Annotated in this window: 14 protein-coding genes; 10 read left to right on the top strand and 4 right to left on the bottom strand. The window is 64.4% G+C overall.

The genetic code is table 11. The features are described 5' to 3' along the window. Nucleotides 1-199 precede the first annotated feature (199 nt). The 3 genes from CEJ45_RS03980 to CEJ45_RS03970 all read left to right on the top strand — a co-directional run bounded on the left by CEJ45_RS03980 (nucleotide 200) and on the right by CEJ45_RS03970 (nucleotide 4,159). The gene (locus CEJ45_RS03980) at nucleotides 200-1,471 is read left to right on the top strand and encodes an FAD-dependent oxidoreductase (RefSeq protein ID WP_088753908.1); all 1,272 of its coding nucleotides are present in this window, start codon (nucleotides 200-202) and stop codon (nucleotides 1,469-1,471) included. A 221-nt stretch (nucleotides 1,472-1,692) separates the two neighbouring features. After that, nucleotides 1,693-3,261, top strand: a complete 1,569-nt coding sequence (locus CEJ45_RS03975) for an NAD(P)H-hydrate dehydratase (RefSeq protein ID WP_088753907.1) — start codon at nucleotides 1,693-1,695, stop codon at nucleotides 3,259-3,261. Further along, entirely contained in the window at nucleotides 3,215-4,159 is a 945-nt protein-coding gene (locus CEJ45_RS03970) for a DMT family transporter (RefSeq protein ID WP_088753906.1), read from the top strand. Before CEJ45_RS03975 ends, CEJ45_RS03970 begins: the two co-directional genes overlap by 47 nt. A gap of 2 nt (nucleotides 4,160-4,161) precedes the next feature. On the opposite strand, the gene CEJ45_RS03965 is transcribed toward CEJ45_RS03970, so the two are convergent. Continuing rightward, on the bottom strand, nucleotides 4,162-4,866 hold the full coding sequence (locus CEJ45_RS03965; protein ID WP_088753905.1) for an ABC transporter ATP-binding protein: 705 nt from the start codon (nucleotides 4,864-4,866) through the stop codon (nucleotides 4,162-4,164). Here CEJ45_RS03965 and CEJ45_RS03960 point away from each other — a divergent pair. Further along, nucleotides 4,865-5,542 (top strand): arylesterase, encoded by a 678-nt coding sequence (locus CEJ45_RS03960; RefSeq protein ID WP_420913280.1) that lies wholly within the window; start codon nucleotides 4,865-4,867, stop codon nucleotides 5,540-5,542. The two genes, CEJ45_RS03965 and CEJ45_RS03960, sit on opposite strands and share 2 nt — an antisense overlap. An 80-nt stretch (nucleotides 5,543-5,622) precedes the next feature. On the opposite strand, the gene CEJ45_RS03955 is transcribed toward CEJ45_RS03960, so the two are convergent. The 3 genes from CEJ45_RS03955 to CEJ45_RS03945 all read right to left on the bottom strand — a co-directional run bounded on the left by CEJ45_RS03955 (nucleotide 5,623) and on the right by CEJ45_RS03945 (nucleotide 9,463). Next, nucleotides 5,623-6,342 (bottom strand): glutamine amidotransferase, encoded by a 720-nt coding sequence (locus tag CEJ45_RS03955; protein WP_088753903.1) that lies wholly within the window; start codon nucleotides 6,340-6,342, stop codon nucleotides 5,623-5,625. Nucleotides 6,343-6,805: 463 nt separating this feature from the next. Next, the gene (locus CEJ45_RS03950) at nucleotides 6,806-8,725 is read right to left on the bottom strand and encodes a SurA N-terminal domain-containing protein (RefSeq protein WP_088753902.1); all 1,920 of its coding nucleotides are present in this window, start codon (nucleotides 8,723-8,725) and stop codon (nucleotides 6,806-6,808) included. 213 nt (nucleotides 8,726-8,938) lie between these two features. Further along, nucleotides 8,939-9,463 carry a TonB C-terminal domain-containing protein gene (locus CEJ45_RS03945; protein ID WP_088753901.1) on the bottom strand — a complete coding sequence of 175 codons (525 nt, stop codon included), beginning with the start codon at nucleotides 9,461-9,463 and terminating at the stop codon, nucleotides 8,939-8,941. A 338-nt stretch (nucleotides 9,464-9,801) separates the two neighbouring features. Between CEJ45_RS03945 and CEJ45_RS03940 the strand changes: the two genes are divergently transcribed. From CEJ45_RS03940 to CEJ45_RS03915, 6 genes are all read left to right on the top strand, one after another. Then, nucleotides 9,802-10,890, top strand: a complete 1,089-nt coding sequence (locus tag CEJ45_RS03940; protein WP_088753900.1) for a putative 2-aminoethylphosphonate ABC transporter ATP-binding protein — start codon at nucleotides 9,802-9,804, stop codon at nucleotides 10,888-10,890. A 12-nt stretch (nucleotides 10,891-10,902) separates the two neighbouring features. Then, nucleotides 10,903-12,660 carry a putative 2-aminoethylphosphonate ABC transporter permease subunit gene (locus CEJ45_RS03935; protein ID WP_088753899.1) on the top strand — a complete coding sequence of 586 codons (1,758 nt, stop codon included), beginning with the start codon at nucleotides 10,903-10,905 and terminating at the stop codon, nucleotides 12,658-12,660. A gap of 132 nt (nucleotides 12,661-12,792) precedes the next feature. Further along, nucleotides 12,793-13,773: a putative 2-aminoethylphosphonate ABC transporter substrate-binding protein gene (locus CEJ45_RS03930; RefSeq protein ID WP_088754034.1), complete on the top strand. Its 981-nt coding sequence runs from the start codon at nucleotides 12,793-12,795 to the stop codon at nucleotides 13,771-13,773. 155 nt (nucleotides 13,774-13,928) lie between these two features. Continuing rightward, nucleotides 13,929-15,131, top strand: coding sequence for a TIGR03364 family FAD-dependent oxidoreductase (locus tag CEJ45_RS03925; protein WP_088753898.1), 1,203 nt, complete (start codon nucleotides 13,929-13,931; stop codon nucleotides 15,129-15,131). Nucleotides 15,132-15,690: 559 nt separating this feature from the next. Further along, the gene (locus tag CEJ45_RS03920; RefSeq protein ID WP_088753897.1) at nucleotides 15,691-17,352 is read left to right on the top strand and encodes an MFS transporter; all 1,662 of its coding nucleotides are present in this window, start codon (nucleotides 15,691-15,693) and stop codon (nucleotides 17,350-17,352) included. 346 nt (nucleotides 17,353-17,698) lie between these two features. Next, nucleotides 17,699-18,343: a LuxR C-terminal-related transcriptional regulator gene (locus CEJ45_RS03915; protein WP_088753896.1), complete on the top strand. Its 645-nt coding sequence runs from the start codon at nucleotides 17,699-17,701 to the stop codon at nucleotides 18,341-18,343. Nucleotides 18,344-18,656 lie beyond the last annotated feature (313 nt).

The raw sequence follows: 18,656 nt of genomic DNA, 5'->3' as shown, positions 1-18,656 counted from the left end.
GCGCTGCGTCGCCGGACGTTGTCATCCGAAGCAGAAAATGTCCACCCTTTCGGGCAAGACGCGGGTAGCCCTGCGGCAATATCCAAACTGCAAGGAAATTTCGCGGTATCATTCGGCCCGCACCGGAACCGGGCCAGCCCGGCGAGCCACGGCCGATGCCCACGACCACAGCGGCCCTGCCGCTTCCAAGACAAATAGAGTGAACAGCACACATCGACAGATCGCCGTCATCGGCGGGGGACTTTCAGGGATTTGCAGCGCCTACTTCCTGGCCGCCAAGGGCTATGAAGTCGCCGTCATCGAACGGCGCGCGCACGTGGCCGAAGAAGCCACCTTCGGCGACTCGGGCCTGTTGGCGCCGGGGGCGGCCATGCCGCTGACCTTGCCGGGCGCCCTGGCGACCTTCGCCTGCCGCTTCGAGGACGAGCCGCGCGTGCTCCTGGCCTCCGGGACCGATTTCAGCCGCCGGCGCTGGATGGGCGCCACGCGCCAGGCCCAGCAACACCACTTTGCCGAAAACAAGTTGCGCCTGTCGCGCCTGTCGGCCTATGGCCAGTCCCTGACCCAGCAACTGCAGGCGCATTACAACCTCGACAACGAAAACGGCAGCGGCGTCTTCCACCTCTTCCGCCAGCCGGCCGAGGCCGCCCGCATGGAGGCCATGCAGGAAGCCGCCCGCCAATGCGAGTTCAAGCACCAGGTGCTGGATGCGGCGGCCATCCGTACGCTGGAGCCCGCCTTCTCCTCCGAAGCCAAGCTCTCGGGGGCGCTCTACTATCCCGATGACCAGGCCGGCAACTGCGTGCTCTTTGCCAAGCAGATGCGCAATGCCGCCCAGGCGCTGGGGGTGAGCTTTCATTTCGAGAGCCACGTCAGGAGCGTCAGCGCCGAATTCGGCGGCCGCGTTGCCCTGCAGGTCGACTCGCCGCACCTGGCCCCGCAGATGCGGGTGGACGCCGTGGTGGTCGCCGCCGGCATGGCCAGCGCCGAACTGCTGCGACCGCTGGACACGGACCTGCCGCTGCGGGCGCTGCAGAGCTATTCGGCACTGGTGCCGGTCAAGAATCCGGACGATGCGCCCAACATGGCGCTCTATGACGACAGCTACAAGGTGGCCATGACACGCCTGGGCAGCCGCATCCGCATCAGCGGACTGCTGGGTTTCGTCCCGCCCAGCCAGACCTTGCCGCCCAAGGCCCTGCGCAACCTGCTCAAGATTGCCGGCGACTACTATCCCAATGCCGCCAATTACAACCAGGCGCATTTCTGGAGCAATACCCTCGCCCTGCTGCCGCACGGCCTGCCCGTGGTGGGGCCGACCCGGCAAGGCAACGTCTTCGTCAACGTCGGCCACGGCGCCACCGGCTGGGCGGCCAGCGTGGGCTCGGCGCGGCTGCTGGCGGACATGGTCAGCGGCGAGGACACCGAAATCCCGATCGACGGCTTGCAGCCGCGCGACGTGCTGGCCTGAGCGGCTGCAGCGCCGGGATGCAGCGCGGCCTTGGCCGCGCGCATTTTTTTCATCGCTGATTTTTCATCAATGATGTGCCTGCGCTGGCAGGACAATTCACTTAAAATCACACACGCGCTTTGCCGCCGCCTGCGCAGCTGAACATTCCTGCACCTGGCCGCCCAGCGCCGCAGCACGCCGCCTTCCCGCCACCCTCATCCAAGGCTACAGCGATCACGATCATGAGCGCGCTCCATTCCGTTGCCGAGATCCGCCACGTCGAACAACAGGCGCTATCGGCCCTGCCCCCTTACACCCTCATGCAGCGCGCCGGTGCCGCCATCGCCGAGCAGGCCCAGCAATTGCTGTGCTCGGCCACCGACTCGTCACCCTCGGTACTGATCCTGGCCGGCCCCGGCAACAATGGTGGTGATGCGCTGGAAGCGGCCTGCCTGCTGGAAGAAGCCGGCATCGAAGTGAGCGTGCAGCTGCACGCCGATGAAGACCGCCAGCCTGCCGATGCGCGCCGTGCCCTGGCGCGGGCGCGCGAGGCCGAGCTGGAGTTCATCGAGGGGACGGGCGACGCCCCGCTGCGGGCCCGCTCCTGGGCGCTGGTGATCGACGGACTGTTCGGCATCGGCCTGACGCGCCCGCCCGGCCCGGCCTTGCGGGCGATCATCGAATACGTCAACAGCCTGCGTTGCCCGGTACTGTCCATCGATGTGCCCAGTGGGCTCAACGCCGACACCGGCAGCATCGTGGGCGGACGCGAGGGCGTGGCGGTGCAGGCCACCCATACGCTGAGCTTCATCGGCGACAAGCCCGGACTGCATACCTGTGACGGCAGCGACCACAGCGGCCTGATCGTGGTTGATGCGCTGGAGATCGCCCCCACCCTGCTGCCGCCGGCGCGTGCTTTCCTGAATGGCCCGCAGAGTTTTGCCACCGCCCTCAAGCCACGGGCCAACAACAGCCACAAGGGCAGCTACGGCGACGTCATCGTGGTCGGCGGTGCGCGCGGCATGGCCGGCGCGCCCGTGCTGGCGGCGCGTACCGCCGCCTTCGGTGGGGCCGGACGGGTGTATGTGGCCTTCGTCGACGATGGCCCGGCCTATGACGACAAGCACCCCGAACTGATGTTCCGCCTGGCCGACCGCGTCGAATTCGGCGCCAGCGCCGCCCTGGTGGTCGGTCCCGGCCTGGGCACCTCGCGCCATGCGCATGACATCCTGGCGCGCGCGCTCGACAGCGAAGCCGATATCGTGGTCGATGCCGATGCCCTGAACCTGATCTCGGCCGAGCCCACGCTGCAGCACAAGCTGCATCGCCGCAGCCAGCGCAGCAAGGAGGCCTGCAGCATCATCACGCCCCATCCGCTGGAGGCGGCGCGCCTGCTCGACAGCACCACCCAGCAGATCCAGCAGGATCGTCCGCAGGCAGCGCGTTTGCTGGCGCGCCAGTTCAATGCGATCACCGTACTCAAGGGTGCGGGGACCGTCATCGCCTTCCCCGATGGCGAGATCGCCATCAACACCAGCGGCAATCCGGCGCTGTCCACCGCCGGCACGGGCGACGTGCTCTCCGGCTTGTGCGGCGCGCTGCTGGCGCAGGGCTGGCCGACCCGCGCAGCAGCATTGGCCGCCACCTGGATCCATGGCGCCGCCGCCGACCAGCTGGTGGCAGCCGGCCAGGGGCCGGTGGGCCTGACCGCCAGCGAATTCATCCCGGCCATCCGTGCCGTGTTCAACCAGATCCTCCGAGACCATGTCCAGCGCCGTCCTGCCCTACACCCGCATCGCCCACAACCATAAGCTGGGCATCATCTTCCTGATCTCGGGGCTGTGGACGCTGTCCCTGCTCGATACCGCCGGCAAGCTGCTGGCCTTGGCCGGGTATCACGTGGTGATGATTGCGTGGATGCGCTACACCATCAACCTGTTCTTCATGGCGGCCACATTGGCGCCCTTGTACCGGCGCCGCCACGGGCGCAGCATCCTGAAGTCGAACCGGCTGGGGCTGCAGCTGGGCCGAGGCGCCTTGCTGCTGGCCTCGACGCTGATTTTCTTCTCGGTATTGAAGATCGTGCCGCTGGCCGAAGGCACGGCCATGAACTTTTGTGCGCCGCTGATCGTGCTGGCCATCTCGCCCTGGCTGCTGGGCGAGCGCAGCTATCTGTCGCGCTGGATCGCGGTGCTGATCGGCTTTACGGGCATGCTCATCGTGATCCGCCCCAGTGGCGACATCCCGCCGGTTGGCGTAGCGCTGGGACTGGTCTCAGCCTTCACCCAGGCCTTGCTGTCCATCCTCAACCGCAAGGCCAGCCAGGCAGACAATCCGATGGTGACGCTCTTCTATGGCGCCCTGGTGGGCAGTATCGTCTCTACGCTGCTGGTGCCCTTCTTCTGGACCAGCCACACGCCGACGGTGGTCGAACTGGCGATCCTGGTGTCGACCGGCATCACCAGCACCATCGGCCATTTCCTGCAGAACTCGGCCTACCGGCACGCGGAAGCCTCGGTGCTCACGCCCTTCTTCTACGCCCAGATCATCTCGGCCTGCGGCATGGGCTGGCTGGTCTTCGGGCAGTTCCCGGACCAGGTCACGGTGCTGGGCATTGCCATCATCTGCGCCAGCGGCATCGGCATCGCTTATATCGAGCACAAGCGGGCGCATCCGCTGCCGCCGGCCGATCCGATGGAATCGGTCTAGGTCTAGACCAGACGTCCGGCAGCAATGGTCAGGGTGCGCTCGCAGCGCGCCGCAATGCCGGGGTCATGGGTCACCAGGACCAGCGTGGAGCCGCGCTCGCGGTTCAGTTCGAACATCAGCTGGATGACCGATTCACCGGTGGCCGCATCGAGGCTGCCGGTCGGTTCATCGGCAAACAGCAGCGGCGGCTCGGTCACAAAGGCGCGTGCCAGCGCCACACGCTGCTGCTCGCCCCCGGAAAGATACTTGGGATAGTGCTTCAGGCGGCTGCCCAGGCCCACGCGGCCCAGCATCTGTTCGGCCTTGGCCCGCGCCTGGCTGTCCCCGCGCAGTTCCAGCGGCAGCATCACGTTTTCCAGGGCATTGAGGTGCCCGAGCAACTGGAAGGACTGGAACACGAAACCCAGCTTGCGCTTTCTCAGCAGGGCCCGACCGTCTTCGTCGAGGGCATAGATGTCTTCGCCATCGAGCCGCACGGAACCTTCGCTGGGCGTATCGAGTCCAGCCAGCAGGCCCAGCAAGGTCGACTTGCCGGAGCCGGAGGCGCCGACGATGGCCACCGTGGTCCCGGCGGCCACGGTAAAATCGATGTCGCTGACGATGGTCAGCCGGCCGGCAGGCGCGGAGACATCGGCAACGTGTTTGGATAACTGAAGGACTTCAATGGCGGCAATGACGGCGGGACTGGCAGGAGCGGAAGCAGGCATGCAGGGCAATCGGGCAAGAGGGTCCGGGACAGGGGCGAAGCGCACGACGCTGCTTGGTGCGGCGGTGCGCCTGCTGGCGGGCGTCGCGCTGGTGGTAGCGGCGACGAGCGCTTATTCTGCCCCAAAAAACCTGCTCGTGCTCGGCGACAGCCTCTCGGCCGAATACGGCCTGCAGCGCGGCACCGGCTGGACCGGCCTGCTGCAGCAGCGGCTGCAACAGAGCAAGGCGGATTACCAGGTGGTCAACGCCAGCATCAGCGGCGACACCACCATCGGCGGGCGCAACCGCCTGCCGGCGCTGATGACCCAGCACAAGCCGGAGGTCCTGGTGATCGAACTGGGTGCCAACGATGCCCTGCGCGGCCTGCCCCTGAAGACCAGTCAGGACAACCTGCAAGCCATGATCGACCTGGCGCGCCAGCAGAAGGCCAAGGTGCTCCTGGTGGGCATGCAGATTCCGCCCAATTACGGCCCGGACTACACGCGCCGCTTCGCCGCGATGTACCAGGATCTGGCCAAGGGCAACAAGGTGGCGCTGGTACCATTCTTCTTCGAGGGGATTGCCGCCGATCTTTCGCTGTTCCAGGCGGATCGCATCCACCCCAATGAACAGGCCCAGCCCAAGCTGCTGGACAATGTCTGGCCGCATCTGAAACCGCTGGTCGGGGTGAAGTAAGCGCCCTTCCCGCGTCAACGCAAAGCAAAGCCCCTGTGCCATCGCTGGCGACAGGGGCTTTTCCATTGGGCGCAGGCGCTTCAATGCCGCGCGTACAACTCCAGGAAGCGCCGCAGCAGTCCGGTCGATTGCGGCGTCTCGCAGACCTTCTCGCACAGCGCCTGGGCATCGATGCCGCAGCCGCGATAGATATCGGTGTAGTAATGCAGGTGCGCGCGCACGAACTCCGGCGAAAACTCGGGATGGAACTGGGTCGAATAGACGTTGTGCTTGTGCTTGATGACGTGGTGCGGGTCCATCGGCGAGCGCGCCATGACGATGGCATCCTTGGCCGGACGCAGCACCGACTGCATGTGCAGCATGTGGGCCGGGAATTCCGGGGGAAGCACGCCCAGCAATTCATCCTGGCGGCAGCAGTCCAGCGTCTTCACATGCATGGTGCCGGCCGCGCGGCCCGCCGGGTTGTAGCCGACTTCGCCGCCAAAGGCGTGGGTGAGCAGCTGGTGGCCGTAGCAGATGCCGAACATGGGGGTGTCGAGCTCGGCGGCGGCGCGGATCCATTCGGCGGTGCGCTCGCTCCAGTCTTCCTTGTCGGTCACCATGGCCGGTGAACCGGTGATGAAAACCGCCCGGTAGCTGCGCGGGCAGGACGGGCGCTGGCCTTCATAGACGGTCACCACTTCGATCTCGGTGTGGCACAGGCCGGCAGCGCAGCCTATCTGGTCGGCGTAACCACCGTAGTTGGTCTTGAGTGCGGGATTGGCATCGCCGGTTTGTATGATCAGGACTGGGGCAGGCATAAAAACGTGGTCGTATTCAGGGCAAGACTCGCATCGGAAGCACTCCTCGTGGAAATACCCCCTGCGATGCTTTTCGAATGTCGACTGGAGAAAGCGACAACAAGTACGGCAGCCGTTTGTTTCCGAAACGGCGCAACATGACATGCGGATGACAGGAATTTCATCTCGGCAGCACAAAAACTGCCTGTTCCCACTGGGTGGAAAGCTGACGAAACGCCAACGACGATGGAAGAAATGAAGCGGATTCCCCGGTGCCGGCTCCCTTGTGCATCCCGCTCGAATGCAGCGCCGGTGTCCATGATGAAACAAAAAGGGCCGCTGGAAAAGCGGCCCGTGTAAATTTTTTAGTAAATTGTGGCAGTCATGCCGACAATTCCCCGCCTTGGGGCGCCATTGCGCGCCGATTCACGATCCCGGTGCGCCATATGAACGTATCGCCCCAAAGGCGGGCCATGCCCTGCCCTTACTTGGCGGCGTCATCCGCGCTGACGGCGGCGGCCCCCTTCAACAGCTTGGTCTTGGCCTTCTCGCGCAGGTAGTCCAGGTAGCCCAGGGCTTCCTGCTGCGACAAGGCAGCCGTGATCTGTTCCTGTTCGGCCTTGCGGCGCGCGGCATCGACGGTCTTGGGCTGTTCCACCTTGGTGATGCGGTAGATCTGGTAGCCCATACCCGCGGTCTCGGCGCCGACATAGGCCGGCAGCTTGGCGGTATCGGCCTTCATGACGGCGTTGAAGGCCTCCTGGGTCCAGCCATCGGACTTCACGCGCGAGACCACCTTGGCCTCGCTGAAGCCGGTCGCATCATCCTTGGCTTGCAGCTGGGCCAGGCGTTCCTGGCCGGCCTTGACCGCCAGGGACTGCTCTTCGGCCAACAGCACGGCCTTCTGCACGTCTGCCTTGACCTCTTCGAACGGACGCTTGGCCACCGGCTTGTAGCTGGTCATGCGGCCAGCCACCAGGGTGTTGGGGGCGGTCTGCACGGCCTCGGTATTGTGCTTGGCCTTGATCACGTCGTCGGTGAACAGGGCGGTCAGGAACTTGCCGTTGTTGTACGGCGCAGCGCCGGCGGCCGGATTCGGGTTGCGGGTCACGCCCGAGGCGGTCTGGATCTTCAGCTTGAGCTTGTCGGAGACGGCCTTGAGGTTGTCGCCGTTTTCATAGACCAGGTTGTTGAACTGGTCGGCCATCTCGGAATACTTCTTGGCGGCGATCTGCTTCTTGATCTCGCCACCGATCTCGGCCTTGACCGACTCCAGCGGCTTGACCGACGCCGGCTTGATGCCGGTCACTTCGATGACGTGATAACCGAAATCGGATTCGACCGGATCGCTGATCTCGCCCTGCTTCAGGCTGAAGGCAGCATCGGCGAAGGGTTTGACCATGGCACCCTTGTTGAAGTAACCGAGGTCGCCACCATTGTCGGCCGAACCCGGGTCTTGCGAATTGGCCTTGGCCAGCTTGGCGAAGTCGCCCGGATTCTTGCGCAGCTGCGCCACCAGGCCTTCGGCCTTGGCCTTGGCGGCAGCCTTGTCGGCGGCCGACGCATCCTTCTTGACGGTGATCAGGATGTGGCTGGCGCGGCGCTGTTCTTCGGTAGCGTACTGCTTCTGGTTCTGCTCGTAGTAAGCCTTGATGTCGTCATCGGTGACGCTGGCCTGGGCGGCCACGGCGGCAGCATCCAGCACCACGTACTCGATGTCGGCCTGTTCCGGCGTCTCGAAACGGGCACCGTTCTTGTCGTAGTAGGCCTTGAGCAGTTCATCGGTCACCTTGGCCTGGCCGGCGTAGCTGTCCGGTTTGAAGTTGAGCATCTGGACCGTGCGTTCCTGGTCGTTCAGGCTGGACAGGTTCTCGGCCACGGTCTTGGGGGCGAAGGCGGTGGTCTGGATGGCGGCGTTGAGCTGTTGCAGGGCCATCTCGCGGCGCAGGCTGGCTTCGTAGGACTTCTGGGTCATGCCCTGGGCGGCCAGCAGCACGCGGTACTGCTCATTGTCGAAGCTGCCGTCCGGCTTGGTCAGGCCGGGGATTTGCAGGATGCTCTGCTGCAGCGCCTGGTCCGGCACCACCAGCTTGCTGGCCACCACTTCGGCACCCAGGGCGCGCTGGGCGATCAGGTTGTCGAGGATGGCGCGGCGCGCCTGCGGGCTATCGAAGATCTTGCTGTCGAACTGATTGCCATACACCTGGCGCATGCGTTCCAGCTGCTGGCGATGCGCGGCGTCCCACTCTTCCTTGGTGATGGTCTGGCCGGCCACCTTGGCCACGCCGTTGTCGTCGGTCAGGCGGCTGTAGCCTTCCAGGCCGAAAAAGGCGAACGACGGGAAGATGAACAGCAGCAGCAGGAACTGCATCAGGCGCTGGTGAGTACGAATGAAATCAAACATGTATAGCCAATCAATAAACGATCTGGTCAATGAAGGACAGCGGGGTTCAGCGCAGACTGCCGCTGGTGCGCGCCCATAAGAAAAAAGGCGAACTCGCGTTCGCCCTGATCCGGCGCAGGCCCGTCAGGCCCGGGAGACACAACGCACACCGTCGTGCTCGCGCGACATTATACACATGCCAATGCCGGGCGGCATCTTTGGCAGGGCTTGCCGCTAACGGTCCATCTGGGCCAGGGCCACGCTGCGCAGCTGGAATCGGCCGTCATTGTTGAACAGCCAGCTCTCCGACAGTTCGATGTGGCCCTGCTTGAGCAGCGCCGGTGGCGGCTTGGGAAAGGGTGCGGCCGATTTGAGGCTGCCCAGGGCGCTGGCCTCGGCATGCTTGTCGCGGTTGCTGCGCAGGATCTCGCTCTTGACCAGGTTGCCGTCACCATCGACCACGTACTTGATGACGATGACCGAGCGCAGCAAGGCCTGCGGGCGCTCCACGTAGACACTGGTGAAGTTGACCTGGGAAATGCGCTTGGCCAGGTCGACCTTGTAGCCGTCCACGGTGGTCGCGGTGGAGGTGGCGTCCTCGGTGGTCTTTTTCTGCTCGATCAGGGAGCGCGCCAGGGCATCGCGCTCCTGCTGGGTGCTCTCCGGTGCCGAGCAGGCCGCCAGCATGGCGGCAATGCCGACGCCCGACATCGCCAGGCGGACACCCGGCCGGCGGGCGGGCCTACCGTATTTATTCATTTTCTCCTCCTCATTACTGAGCGATCTTGCTTCACTGGCCGCAAGGCGTCAATGAAGGATAAGTGCAAGTTTGGACAGCATTGCGGCGCCCGGATTCCCTTGCAGCGGGAGCCCCCGATGGCGATCCATAGCTTCAATCTATAGCAAGGATTCCGGCCTGCTATCACAGCTGGGGGTGTCATCCAGCAGTCATATTTGGCCCGTACCATCCGCTTGCCTCTGAACAGGCCGGCCCATCCGGCGAAAGCCCGCATGGGGACTGCCTTTGGGCAACATCGCGAACCACCCAGAAACCCGCCGAAATGATGCAGATATCCTCCTCCGCCGCCGCCCTCGCGATGCCGGTTTGCCCGCCTGATGCAGCCGACGCCGGCGAGCGCTTCCTGTCGGTGCGCAGCATCGACAAGCGCTTCGGTGCCTTCACCGCGCTGGACAGCGTTTCGCTGGAAGTGCGCCAGGGCGAGATGGTCTGCCTGCTGGGTCCCTCGGGCTGCGGCAAGACGACCTTGCTGCGCACCATCGCCGGACTGGAGCGCCAGGATGCCGGGCAACTCTTCGCCGCCGGCCGCGATATTTCCGACCTGCCGCCGCAATCGCGCGATTACGGCATCCTGTTCCAGTCTTACGCCCTCTTCCCCAACCTGACCGTGGCCGACAACGTCGCCTATGGCCTGCGCAACATGAAGCGCCAGGCACGCCAGGAACGCGTGACCGAGATGTTGTCCATGGTGGGCCTGGCCGGCAGCCAAGCCAAGTATCCCGGCCAGCTGTCCGGCGGCCAGCAGCAACGGGTGGCCCTGGCGCGTGCGCTGGCCCCCTCGCCTTCGCTGCTCTTGCTCGACGAACCGCTCTCGGCCCTGGATGCGCAGGTGCGCGAACACCTGCAACTGGAAATCCGCCGGCTGCAGAAGCAGTTCCGCATCACCACCCTGATGGTCACGCACGATCAGGAAGAGGCCATGGTCATGGCCGACCGCATCGCCGTCATGCAGCACGGCCGCATCGAACAATTCGGCACGCCCGCCGAGATCTACCGCCGTCCGGCCACGCCCTTCGTGGCCGATTTCATCGGCCAAGCCAATTGGCTGCCGTTTTCCCGCGTCTCTGGTTCACAGGTCACGGTCGGTGCCTTGCGTCTGGAAGTCCGTCCGGAAGAAGCGGAGCTGCAAACCGGGCGCCTGTTCTGCCGCCCGGAAGCGGTGGAACTGTTCGCTACCGAGAGCTGCACCAACCGCTTCCAGGCCCGTGTGGTTGATCGCATCTATCTCGGCAACCGCTATCGCCTGGCCTTGGCGGCCGATGCCCTGCCGGGCCAGACCCTGCTGGCCGATGTCAGCGACCAGTCGCACGAGCGCCTGGCCGCCCTGCCGGCTCACGACGGCCTGTGGGTAGCCCTGCCGCGCCAGGCCCTGCAGGTCTTTGCCTGAGCCGGGCCGTTCATGACGATGCAATCTTCCTTGCCGCCGACCGCTCCCATGCCCGCCCTGGCTCGCGACCACACCCCAACCAGCGCCGCACCGGCGCGACACAGCGTGACCGACCGCAGTCTATGGCTGCCCGGCGCGATGAAATGGCTGCTGCTGGCGCTGCTCCTGCTGGGCCTGGGTGGACCGCTGCTGTTCATCCTGGCGCAAGCCGTGCTGACGCCCGAGGGCAACTGGGCGGGCAGCCAGCCTTTCGTGACGCTCTTTGCCAACATCAATTTCCTGCCCATGCTGGGGCGCAGCCTGTGGGTATCGCTGGTCACCGCCGTGGTGACGGTACCGCTGGCCTATGTGTTTGCCTACGCCCTGCAGCGCACCTGCATTCCCTTCAAGGGCCTGTGGCGCGGTATCGGCCTGCTGCCGCTGCTGGCGCCGTCGCTGTTGCCGGGGATCGCGCTGATCTACCTGTTCGGCAACCAGGGCCTGTTCAAGGAGTGGATGGACGGCAGCATCTACGGCTTCTGGGGCATCCTGCTGGGTGAAGTGTTCTACACCTTCCCGCACGCCATGATGATCCTGCTGTCGGCCCTGTCGCAGGCCGATGGCCGCCTGTACGACGCAGCACATGCCATGGGCGCCTCGCGCTGGCGCATCTTCACCACCGTCACCCTGCCGGCCACGCGCTACGGCATCTTCGGTGCGCTGTGCCTGGTGTTCACGCTCACCATCACCGACTTCGGCGTACCCAAGATCACCGGCGGCGCCTACAGCGTGCTGGCCGTGGAAGCCTACAAGGCCGTGGTCGGCCAGCAGCAGTTCGGACGCGGTGCCCTGATCGGCTTGCTGCTGCTGGTGCCGGCCCTGCTGACCTTTGCCCTCGACGCCTGGCTGCAGCGCCGCCAGCGCGCCACCATGAGCAGCCGCTCCGAAGCTTACGTTCCCCGCCCCGACTGGCGCCGTGATGGCATCAACCTGCTGGCGGTGGCCCTGATTGCGGCCGCCATCCTGATGATGATCGTGGTGGCCATGGGGGCATCCCTGGTCAAGCTGTGGCCCTACAACCTGCAACTGACGCTGCAGCACTACGACTTCGACAACATGGATGGCGGCGGCTGGCTGGCCTACTGGAACAGCCTGAAACTGGCCTGCGGCACCAGCGTGGCCGGCACCCTGGTCATCTTCACCGGTGCCTGGATGATGGAAAAGACGCGTGGCCAGGCCTGGCTCTCGACCCTGCTGCGCATGCTGAGCTTCCTGCCCATGGCGGTGCCCGGCCTGGTGCTGGGACTGGGAAGCCTGCTGTTCTTCAACCATCCGTCCAACCCGTTCAATTTCCTCTACGGGACCATGACGCTGCTGGTGCTCTGCTCCATCGTGCACTTCTACACGACCGCCCATCTCACCGCCGTCACCGCGCTCAAGCAGCTCGATCCGGAATTCGAAGCCGCCTCGCTGTCGCTGAAGGTGCCGCTGCTGCAGACCTTCCTGCGCGTGACGGTGCCGCTGTGCCTGCCACAGATGCTGGAGATTTTCCGCTACCTGTTCGTGTCCTCGATGACCACGGTGTCGGCGGTGATCTTCCTGTATCGCCCCGATACGGTGCTGGCCTCGGTGGCGGTGCTCAATATGGACGATGCCGGCGACGTCGGCCCTGCCGCAGCGATGTCCACGCTGATCCTGCTGACGTCGGCGGCGGCCTCGCTGCTCATGCACCTGGCTGGCAGCCGCTGGCTGGCGCGGGCCCAGGCCTGGCGCCGTGGACGCGCGCATTGAGCCTGACCGGCAGCACTACGATTTCTCCACCTTGCGTCCCCGACGCGTTTTCAACCCAGCCATTCACAGACGAAGGCCATCATGAAAAAAACCAAGCTGTTTTCCCTGTTCGCATCGGTGATCGGTGCCGGCATGCTGTTCTCGGCCCAGGCCCACGCCGCTACCACGCTGACCGTCTACACCGCCCTCGAAGCCGACCAGATCAAGGCTTACCAGGCCGCGTTCCAGAAGGCCAACCCGGACATCGAGATCAAGTGGGTGCGCGACTCCACCGGCATCGTCACCGCCAAGCTGCTGGCCGAAAAGGCCAATCCGCAAGCTGACGTGATCTGGGGCCTGGCCGCCACCAGCCTGGCGCTGCTGGACAAGGAAGGCATGTTGACGCCCTACGCTCCGCAAGGCTTGTCGGCCATCGACGCCAAGTACCGCAGCGCCGCCAATCCGCCGGCCTGGGTCGGCATGGACGTGTGGGCCTCGGCCATCTGCTTCAACACCGTGGAAGCGCAAAAGCAGGGGCTGCCCAAGCCGACCTCCTGGGCCGACCTGACCAAGCCGGTCTATGCCGGCAAGATCGTCATGCCCAATCCGGCTTCTTCCGGCACCGGCTACCTGGATGTCTCGGCCTGGCTGCAAATGATGGGTGAAGAAAAAGGCTGGGCCTACATGGACGCCCTGCACAAGAACATCGGCCAGTACACCCACTCCGGCTCCAAGCCCTGCAAGCAGGCCGCCACCGGTGAATTCCCCATTGGTATCGCCTTCGAATACCGTGCCGTGAAGACCAAGAAGGAAGGCGCCCCCATTGACGTGATCCTGCCGTCGGAAGGCCTGGGCTGGGACATCGAAGCCACCGCCATCGTCAAGGGCAGCAAGAACCTGGAAGCCGCCAAGAAGCTGGCCGATTTCTCCGCCAGCAAGGAAGCCATGGCCCTGTATGAAAAGAACTTCGCCGTGGTCGCCATTCCTGGTGTGGCCAAGCCGGACGAACTGCTGCCGGCCGACTATGAAAAGCGCCTGATCAAGAACGACTTCACCTGGGCCAGCACCAGCCGTGACCGCATCCTGACCGAGTGGAGCAAGCGTTACGAAAGCAAGTCGGAGAAGAAGCAGTAATTCCAGCACTTGCCCGCAGTACCGCGCCGTCACGGGTCCGATAGCTTCGGGCCGCAGCGTGACGGCGCACGGAGAGGACCGCAGGACGCCGCCAGAGCGTCCCCGCACAAGACGCCCCACGACATCTCGCAACTGACTCCGACGGAGCACTTCCCATGAGCAATTCCCTCACAGAAAACGATCCGCAGCACTTTGACCTGGCCGTGGTCGGCTCGGGCATCCTCGGCCTGGCCCACGCCTACGCGGCCGTCAAGCGCGGCCTCAAGGTGGCCGTCTTCGAACGCACCGGTACGCCCCTGGGCGCCTCCGTGCGCAACTTCGGCATGGGCCTGGTGACCGGCCAGCCGCCCGGCATCATGCTGGACCTGGCCCGCGAAAGCCGCGCCCTCTGGCTGCACCTGGCCGCGCGCGCGCACTTCAGTGCCCGCGAAGCCGGTACCCTCCTGTTTGCCCGCAGCGAGGCCGAACACGACGTGCTGCTGGAATTCATGACCGTGCGTGCGCGCCAGTACGACTATCGCGCCTCCCTGCTCGAAGGCGACAAGCTCAACGCGCTCTACAACGGCCGTTTCAGCCATCACCGCTCGGCCCTGCACGGCACCGAAGACCTGCAGCTGTATTCGCGCGAAGCCATGCCGGCCTTGGTGGCCTACCTGCACTCGCAGGGCGTGCATTTCCGCTTCAATACGCTGGTGCATGGCACCGCCGGCGGCCGCCTCTCGACCACCGCCGGTGAATTCCGCGCCGAGCGCGTGGTGGTGTGCTCCGGCCACGATTACCTGACGCTCTTCGCCGACCGCCTGCAGCCGATGAACCTGAAGCAGTGCCGCCTGCAGATGCTGCGCCTGAAGACCGAAGAAGCCGTACCGCTGACCCATGCCGTGCTCACCGGCCTGTCCTGCACCCACTATGGCGCCTTCTCGGACCTGCCGACCGCCCGCGCGGTGCACGCCGAGATCGAGGCCACGGCCCCGCTGCTCAACAAGCATGGCATTCACCTGCTGGTCAGCCCGACCCCGTATCAGGAACTCATCGTCGGCGATTCGCACCACTACGGTACCGATTCACCTCCTTTCAACAGCGAGGAAGTCGATGAGCTGCTGATCGGCCTGGTCGAGCACACCCTGGCTTCTCGCGTGCAGGTGATCGAGCGCTGGCAAGGCGTCTATGGCAGCAAAGGCCCGGGCCCGTTCTCGGCCCTGGCCATCGACGACCATACCTCGGTGGTGCTGATGCATACCGGCATCGGCATGAGCGTCGGACTCGGCCTGGGCGAGCGCGTCGTCAAGGCGCTGCTGGAAGGCGACAGCCTGCCGACCCCGACCGCGCAGCCGGCACCGGCCACTGCCCTGGCCTGATGCGCTGATCTGCTGAGGAACTGAGCTTGTCCGGTGACAGGGCGGACTGCCGCCCTGTCACCGCCGTCCCCGCTGTCTTCCCGCCCCGATGGGCATGCCGCTGCGGCGCATGCCAGGCAAGATGCTTCACTTGCCTTTCCTGATTCCTGACAGAAAAAACTTTTTGGCTGCCCTCCCCAAGAGGCGAGCTGCCGCGTCCGGTCGCTGCGGCGCAATAAGCACGAATGCCCCGCAAAGCCTTGGCAGATGCGTCTTTGCCTGCTGCGTCGCAACCAGGAAAGGGCTTGCTGCGCTGTAAGCTTGTGTAAGTTTGGAGCAAGTCCTGCGTAAGTTTGGCGTCGCACACTCGCCGCATGGACAAGTGGGTCCTTACGCAAGCAATGCGAAGCCAATATCGCGGTTTGTGTCAGACGGGGAAGCGAGGGGAGTCGATTCTTCATGCTCTGTTCTCCGGTGCGTTCTTGCATAACGCCCCATTCGGCCATCTGTTGCATTGTTGCCCTGAGTACCTGGTTGCAGTCCATGCAGTAGCACATTCATTAAAACCAAGGAGACAAACATGACCACAGCATCAGTCAACACGACTGCGCGCGGCATTACCCCGGAGGAGAAGAAAGTCATCTTCGCCTCTTCGCTAGGCACCGTTTTCGAATGGTATGACTTCTACCTGTACGGCTCGCTGGCGGCGATCATCGCCAAGCAGTTCTTTGCCGGTACCGACCCCAACACCGCGTTCATCTTCGCCCTGCTGGCCTTTGCTGCCGGTTTCATCGTGCGTCCCTTCGGTGCGCTGGTGTTCGGCCGCCTGGGTGACCTGGTTGGCCGCAAGTACACCTTCCTGGTGACCATCCTGATCATGGGTGCCTCGACCTTCATCGTCGGCGTGCTGCCCAACTACAACTCCATCGGCATCACCGCCCCGATCATCCTGATCATCCTGCGCATCCTGCAGGGCCTGGCGCTGGGTGGCGAATACGGCGGTGCTGCCACCTACGTGGCCGAGCACGCGCCGGAAGGCCGCCGCGGCGCCTTCACCGCCTGGATCCAGACCACGGCCACGATGGGCTTGTTCCTGTCGCTGCTGGTGATCCTGGGCGTGCGTACCGCGGTGGGTGAAGCTGCCTTCGCCGACTGGGGCTGGCGCATTCCCTTCCTGGTCTCCATCCTGCTGCTGGCCATCTCGGTGTGGATCCGCATGTCCATGAACGAGTCGCCGGCCTTCCTGAAGATGAAGGCTGAGGGCAAGACCTCCAAGGCACCGCTGACCGAAGCCTTCGGCCAGTGGAAGAACCTGAAGCTGGTCATCCTGGCGCTGGTCGGGCTGACCGCCGGCCAGGCCGTGGTGTGGTACACCGGCCAGTTCTACGCCCTGTTCTTCCTGACCCAGACCCTGAAGGTGGATGGCCCGACCGCCAACCTGCTCATCGCTGCCGCTCTGCTGCTGGCCACGCCCTTCTTCCTGTTCTTCGGTTCGCTGTCGGACAAGATCGGCCGCAAGCCCATCATCCTGGGTGGCTGCCTGATTGCCGCGGTGACCTACTTCCCGATCTTCAACGGCCTGACCCACTTCGCCAACCCGGCGCTGGAAGCCGCACTGCAAAAGTCCCCGGTGATCGTCACCGCCGACCCGGCCAGCTGCCAGTTCCAGTTCAACCCGACCGGCACCAAGAAGTTCACCTCGTCCTGCGACATCGTCAAGGCCAAGCTGTCGGCCGCGTCGGTGAACTACCAGAACGTGGCCGGTGCCCCGGGCTCGGTGGCTACCGTCAAGATCGGCGACCGCGTCATCACCTCGTATGATGCCGCCGGCCTGTCCAAGGAAGAGGCCGCCGCCAAGGACAAGGAGCTCTCCAAGGCCCTGGCTGACGACATCAAGGCCGCCGGCTACCCGGCCAAGGCCGATCCGGAGCAGATCAACAAGCCGATGGTCCTGCTGCTGCTGTTCATCCTGGTGATCTACGTGACCATGGTCTACGGCCCGATCGCTGCCTGCCTGGTCGAAATGTTCCCGACCCGCATCCGCTACACCTCCATGTCCATGCCGTACCACATCGGCAACGGCTGGTTCGGCGGCCTGCTGCCCACCACCTCCTTCGCGCTGGTGGCCTTCAAGGGCGACATCTACTACGGCTTGTGGTATCCGATCGTGATCTCGGTGATCACGGTGGTGATCGGCCTGCTGTTCGTGAAGGAAACCGTTCACAACAACATCCACGACTGACATCCGCAGTGGCGTGCCCGCCGTCCGGCCCCCAGGCAGGACGGCGCAGCACGAAGCCTTTCCGGACCGGGCGCAATCTTGATTGCGCCCGGTTTTTTTCATGCAGACGCGACCGCTGGAACCTGTCTCGGGAGAAATGTAATTACATTGACCAGATCATTTTCATCAAAAATCATATTTTTGATTAAATGTCGTATATTCGTTATATTTGATTGAAATGTTGCCCGCAATCCAGTAAATTCACTGCTGAGAACAGGCATCTCCAGGTTCAAGCGCGTGCTCCTGCACCGCTGCAAGCCGCTTCAAGGAATGCCGCACGATAGCTTCCAAAGCGGGGATCCAGAACATGAACATAGTCCTGGTGGACGACCAGATCATGATGCGCGCCGGGCTGCGTTGCCTGATCGAAAAAATGGCGGGCCAGCAGGTGATCGGCGAAGTGGAAGCCGGACCAGTGGCCCTGCATGTGATCCAGAGCGTAGCGCCCGACGCGGTCATCATTGATCTCTCCTCTGATACCCGCCAGGGCCTGGCCCTGCTGGCTGACATCTGCAGCAAATGCCCTGCCAGCCGGGTGGTCATCATCGGCAACCAGCCCGATGCCGAACTGCTGGCCGAGGTAATGCGCATGGGTGTGGCCGCCTACCTGCTCAAGCAATCCAGTCCCGCCGAACTCGATATCGCCCTGCAGGCGGTGGCGCGCAACGAGTGCTACCTGACCCCGGCCGTGGCCAAGTCCATGATCAGCCACTGCCTCTATACGGGGGCCGCCCGGCAGGCCCAGCCCGATCCGCTCACGCCGCGCCAGCACCAGATCCTGGCCATGATTGCGCATCGCAAGACCACCAAGGAAATCGCCTACGAGCTGGACCTGAGCGAAAAGACCATCGCCGCCCACCGCGCCCAGATCATGGACCGCATCGGCGTGCGCGACGTGGTCGGGCTGGTCTTGTGGGCCGTCAAGCACAACCTGGTGGAACGGCAGACCTGAGGCTATCTCCGGCAGCCGCCCTCGTTTTCTCCCTGATCCCTGTGCGCGACTTCGCGCGTCCTGTCCGTCCTCGCTCCCGCCCCCCGGCACGCCACCCCGGCCAATCTGCACTCCATTGCCCTGTCCAGAACAGCACCCGCTGACGGCGGCGCACGTCCCTTTGCGCCGTCCCTGCGCAAAGGGACGTCCTGCACGCATGGCCAAGGCGTCAACACGTCCTAGGCAAGCGCAACCGGGCTGCGCGCTTTGTCTAGGACATTTCCTATGTATCTCCTAGGACCAGAACCGATTCCACACAGCAACAGGCAGCCCT

The sequence above is a fragment of the Herbaspirillum aquaticum genome (assembly GCF_002213425.1).
Taxonomy (GTDB): Bacteria; Pseudomonadota; Gammaproteobacteria; order Burkholderiales; family Burkholderiaceae_D; genus Herbaspirillum; species Herbaspirillum aquaticum.
Note: the sequence above shows the minus strand (reverse complement) of the source record. Positions and strands in the feature narration are given on the sequence as shown.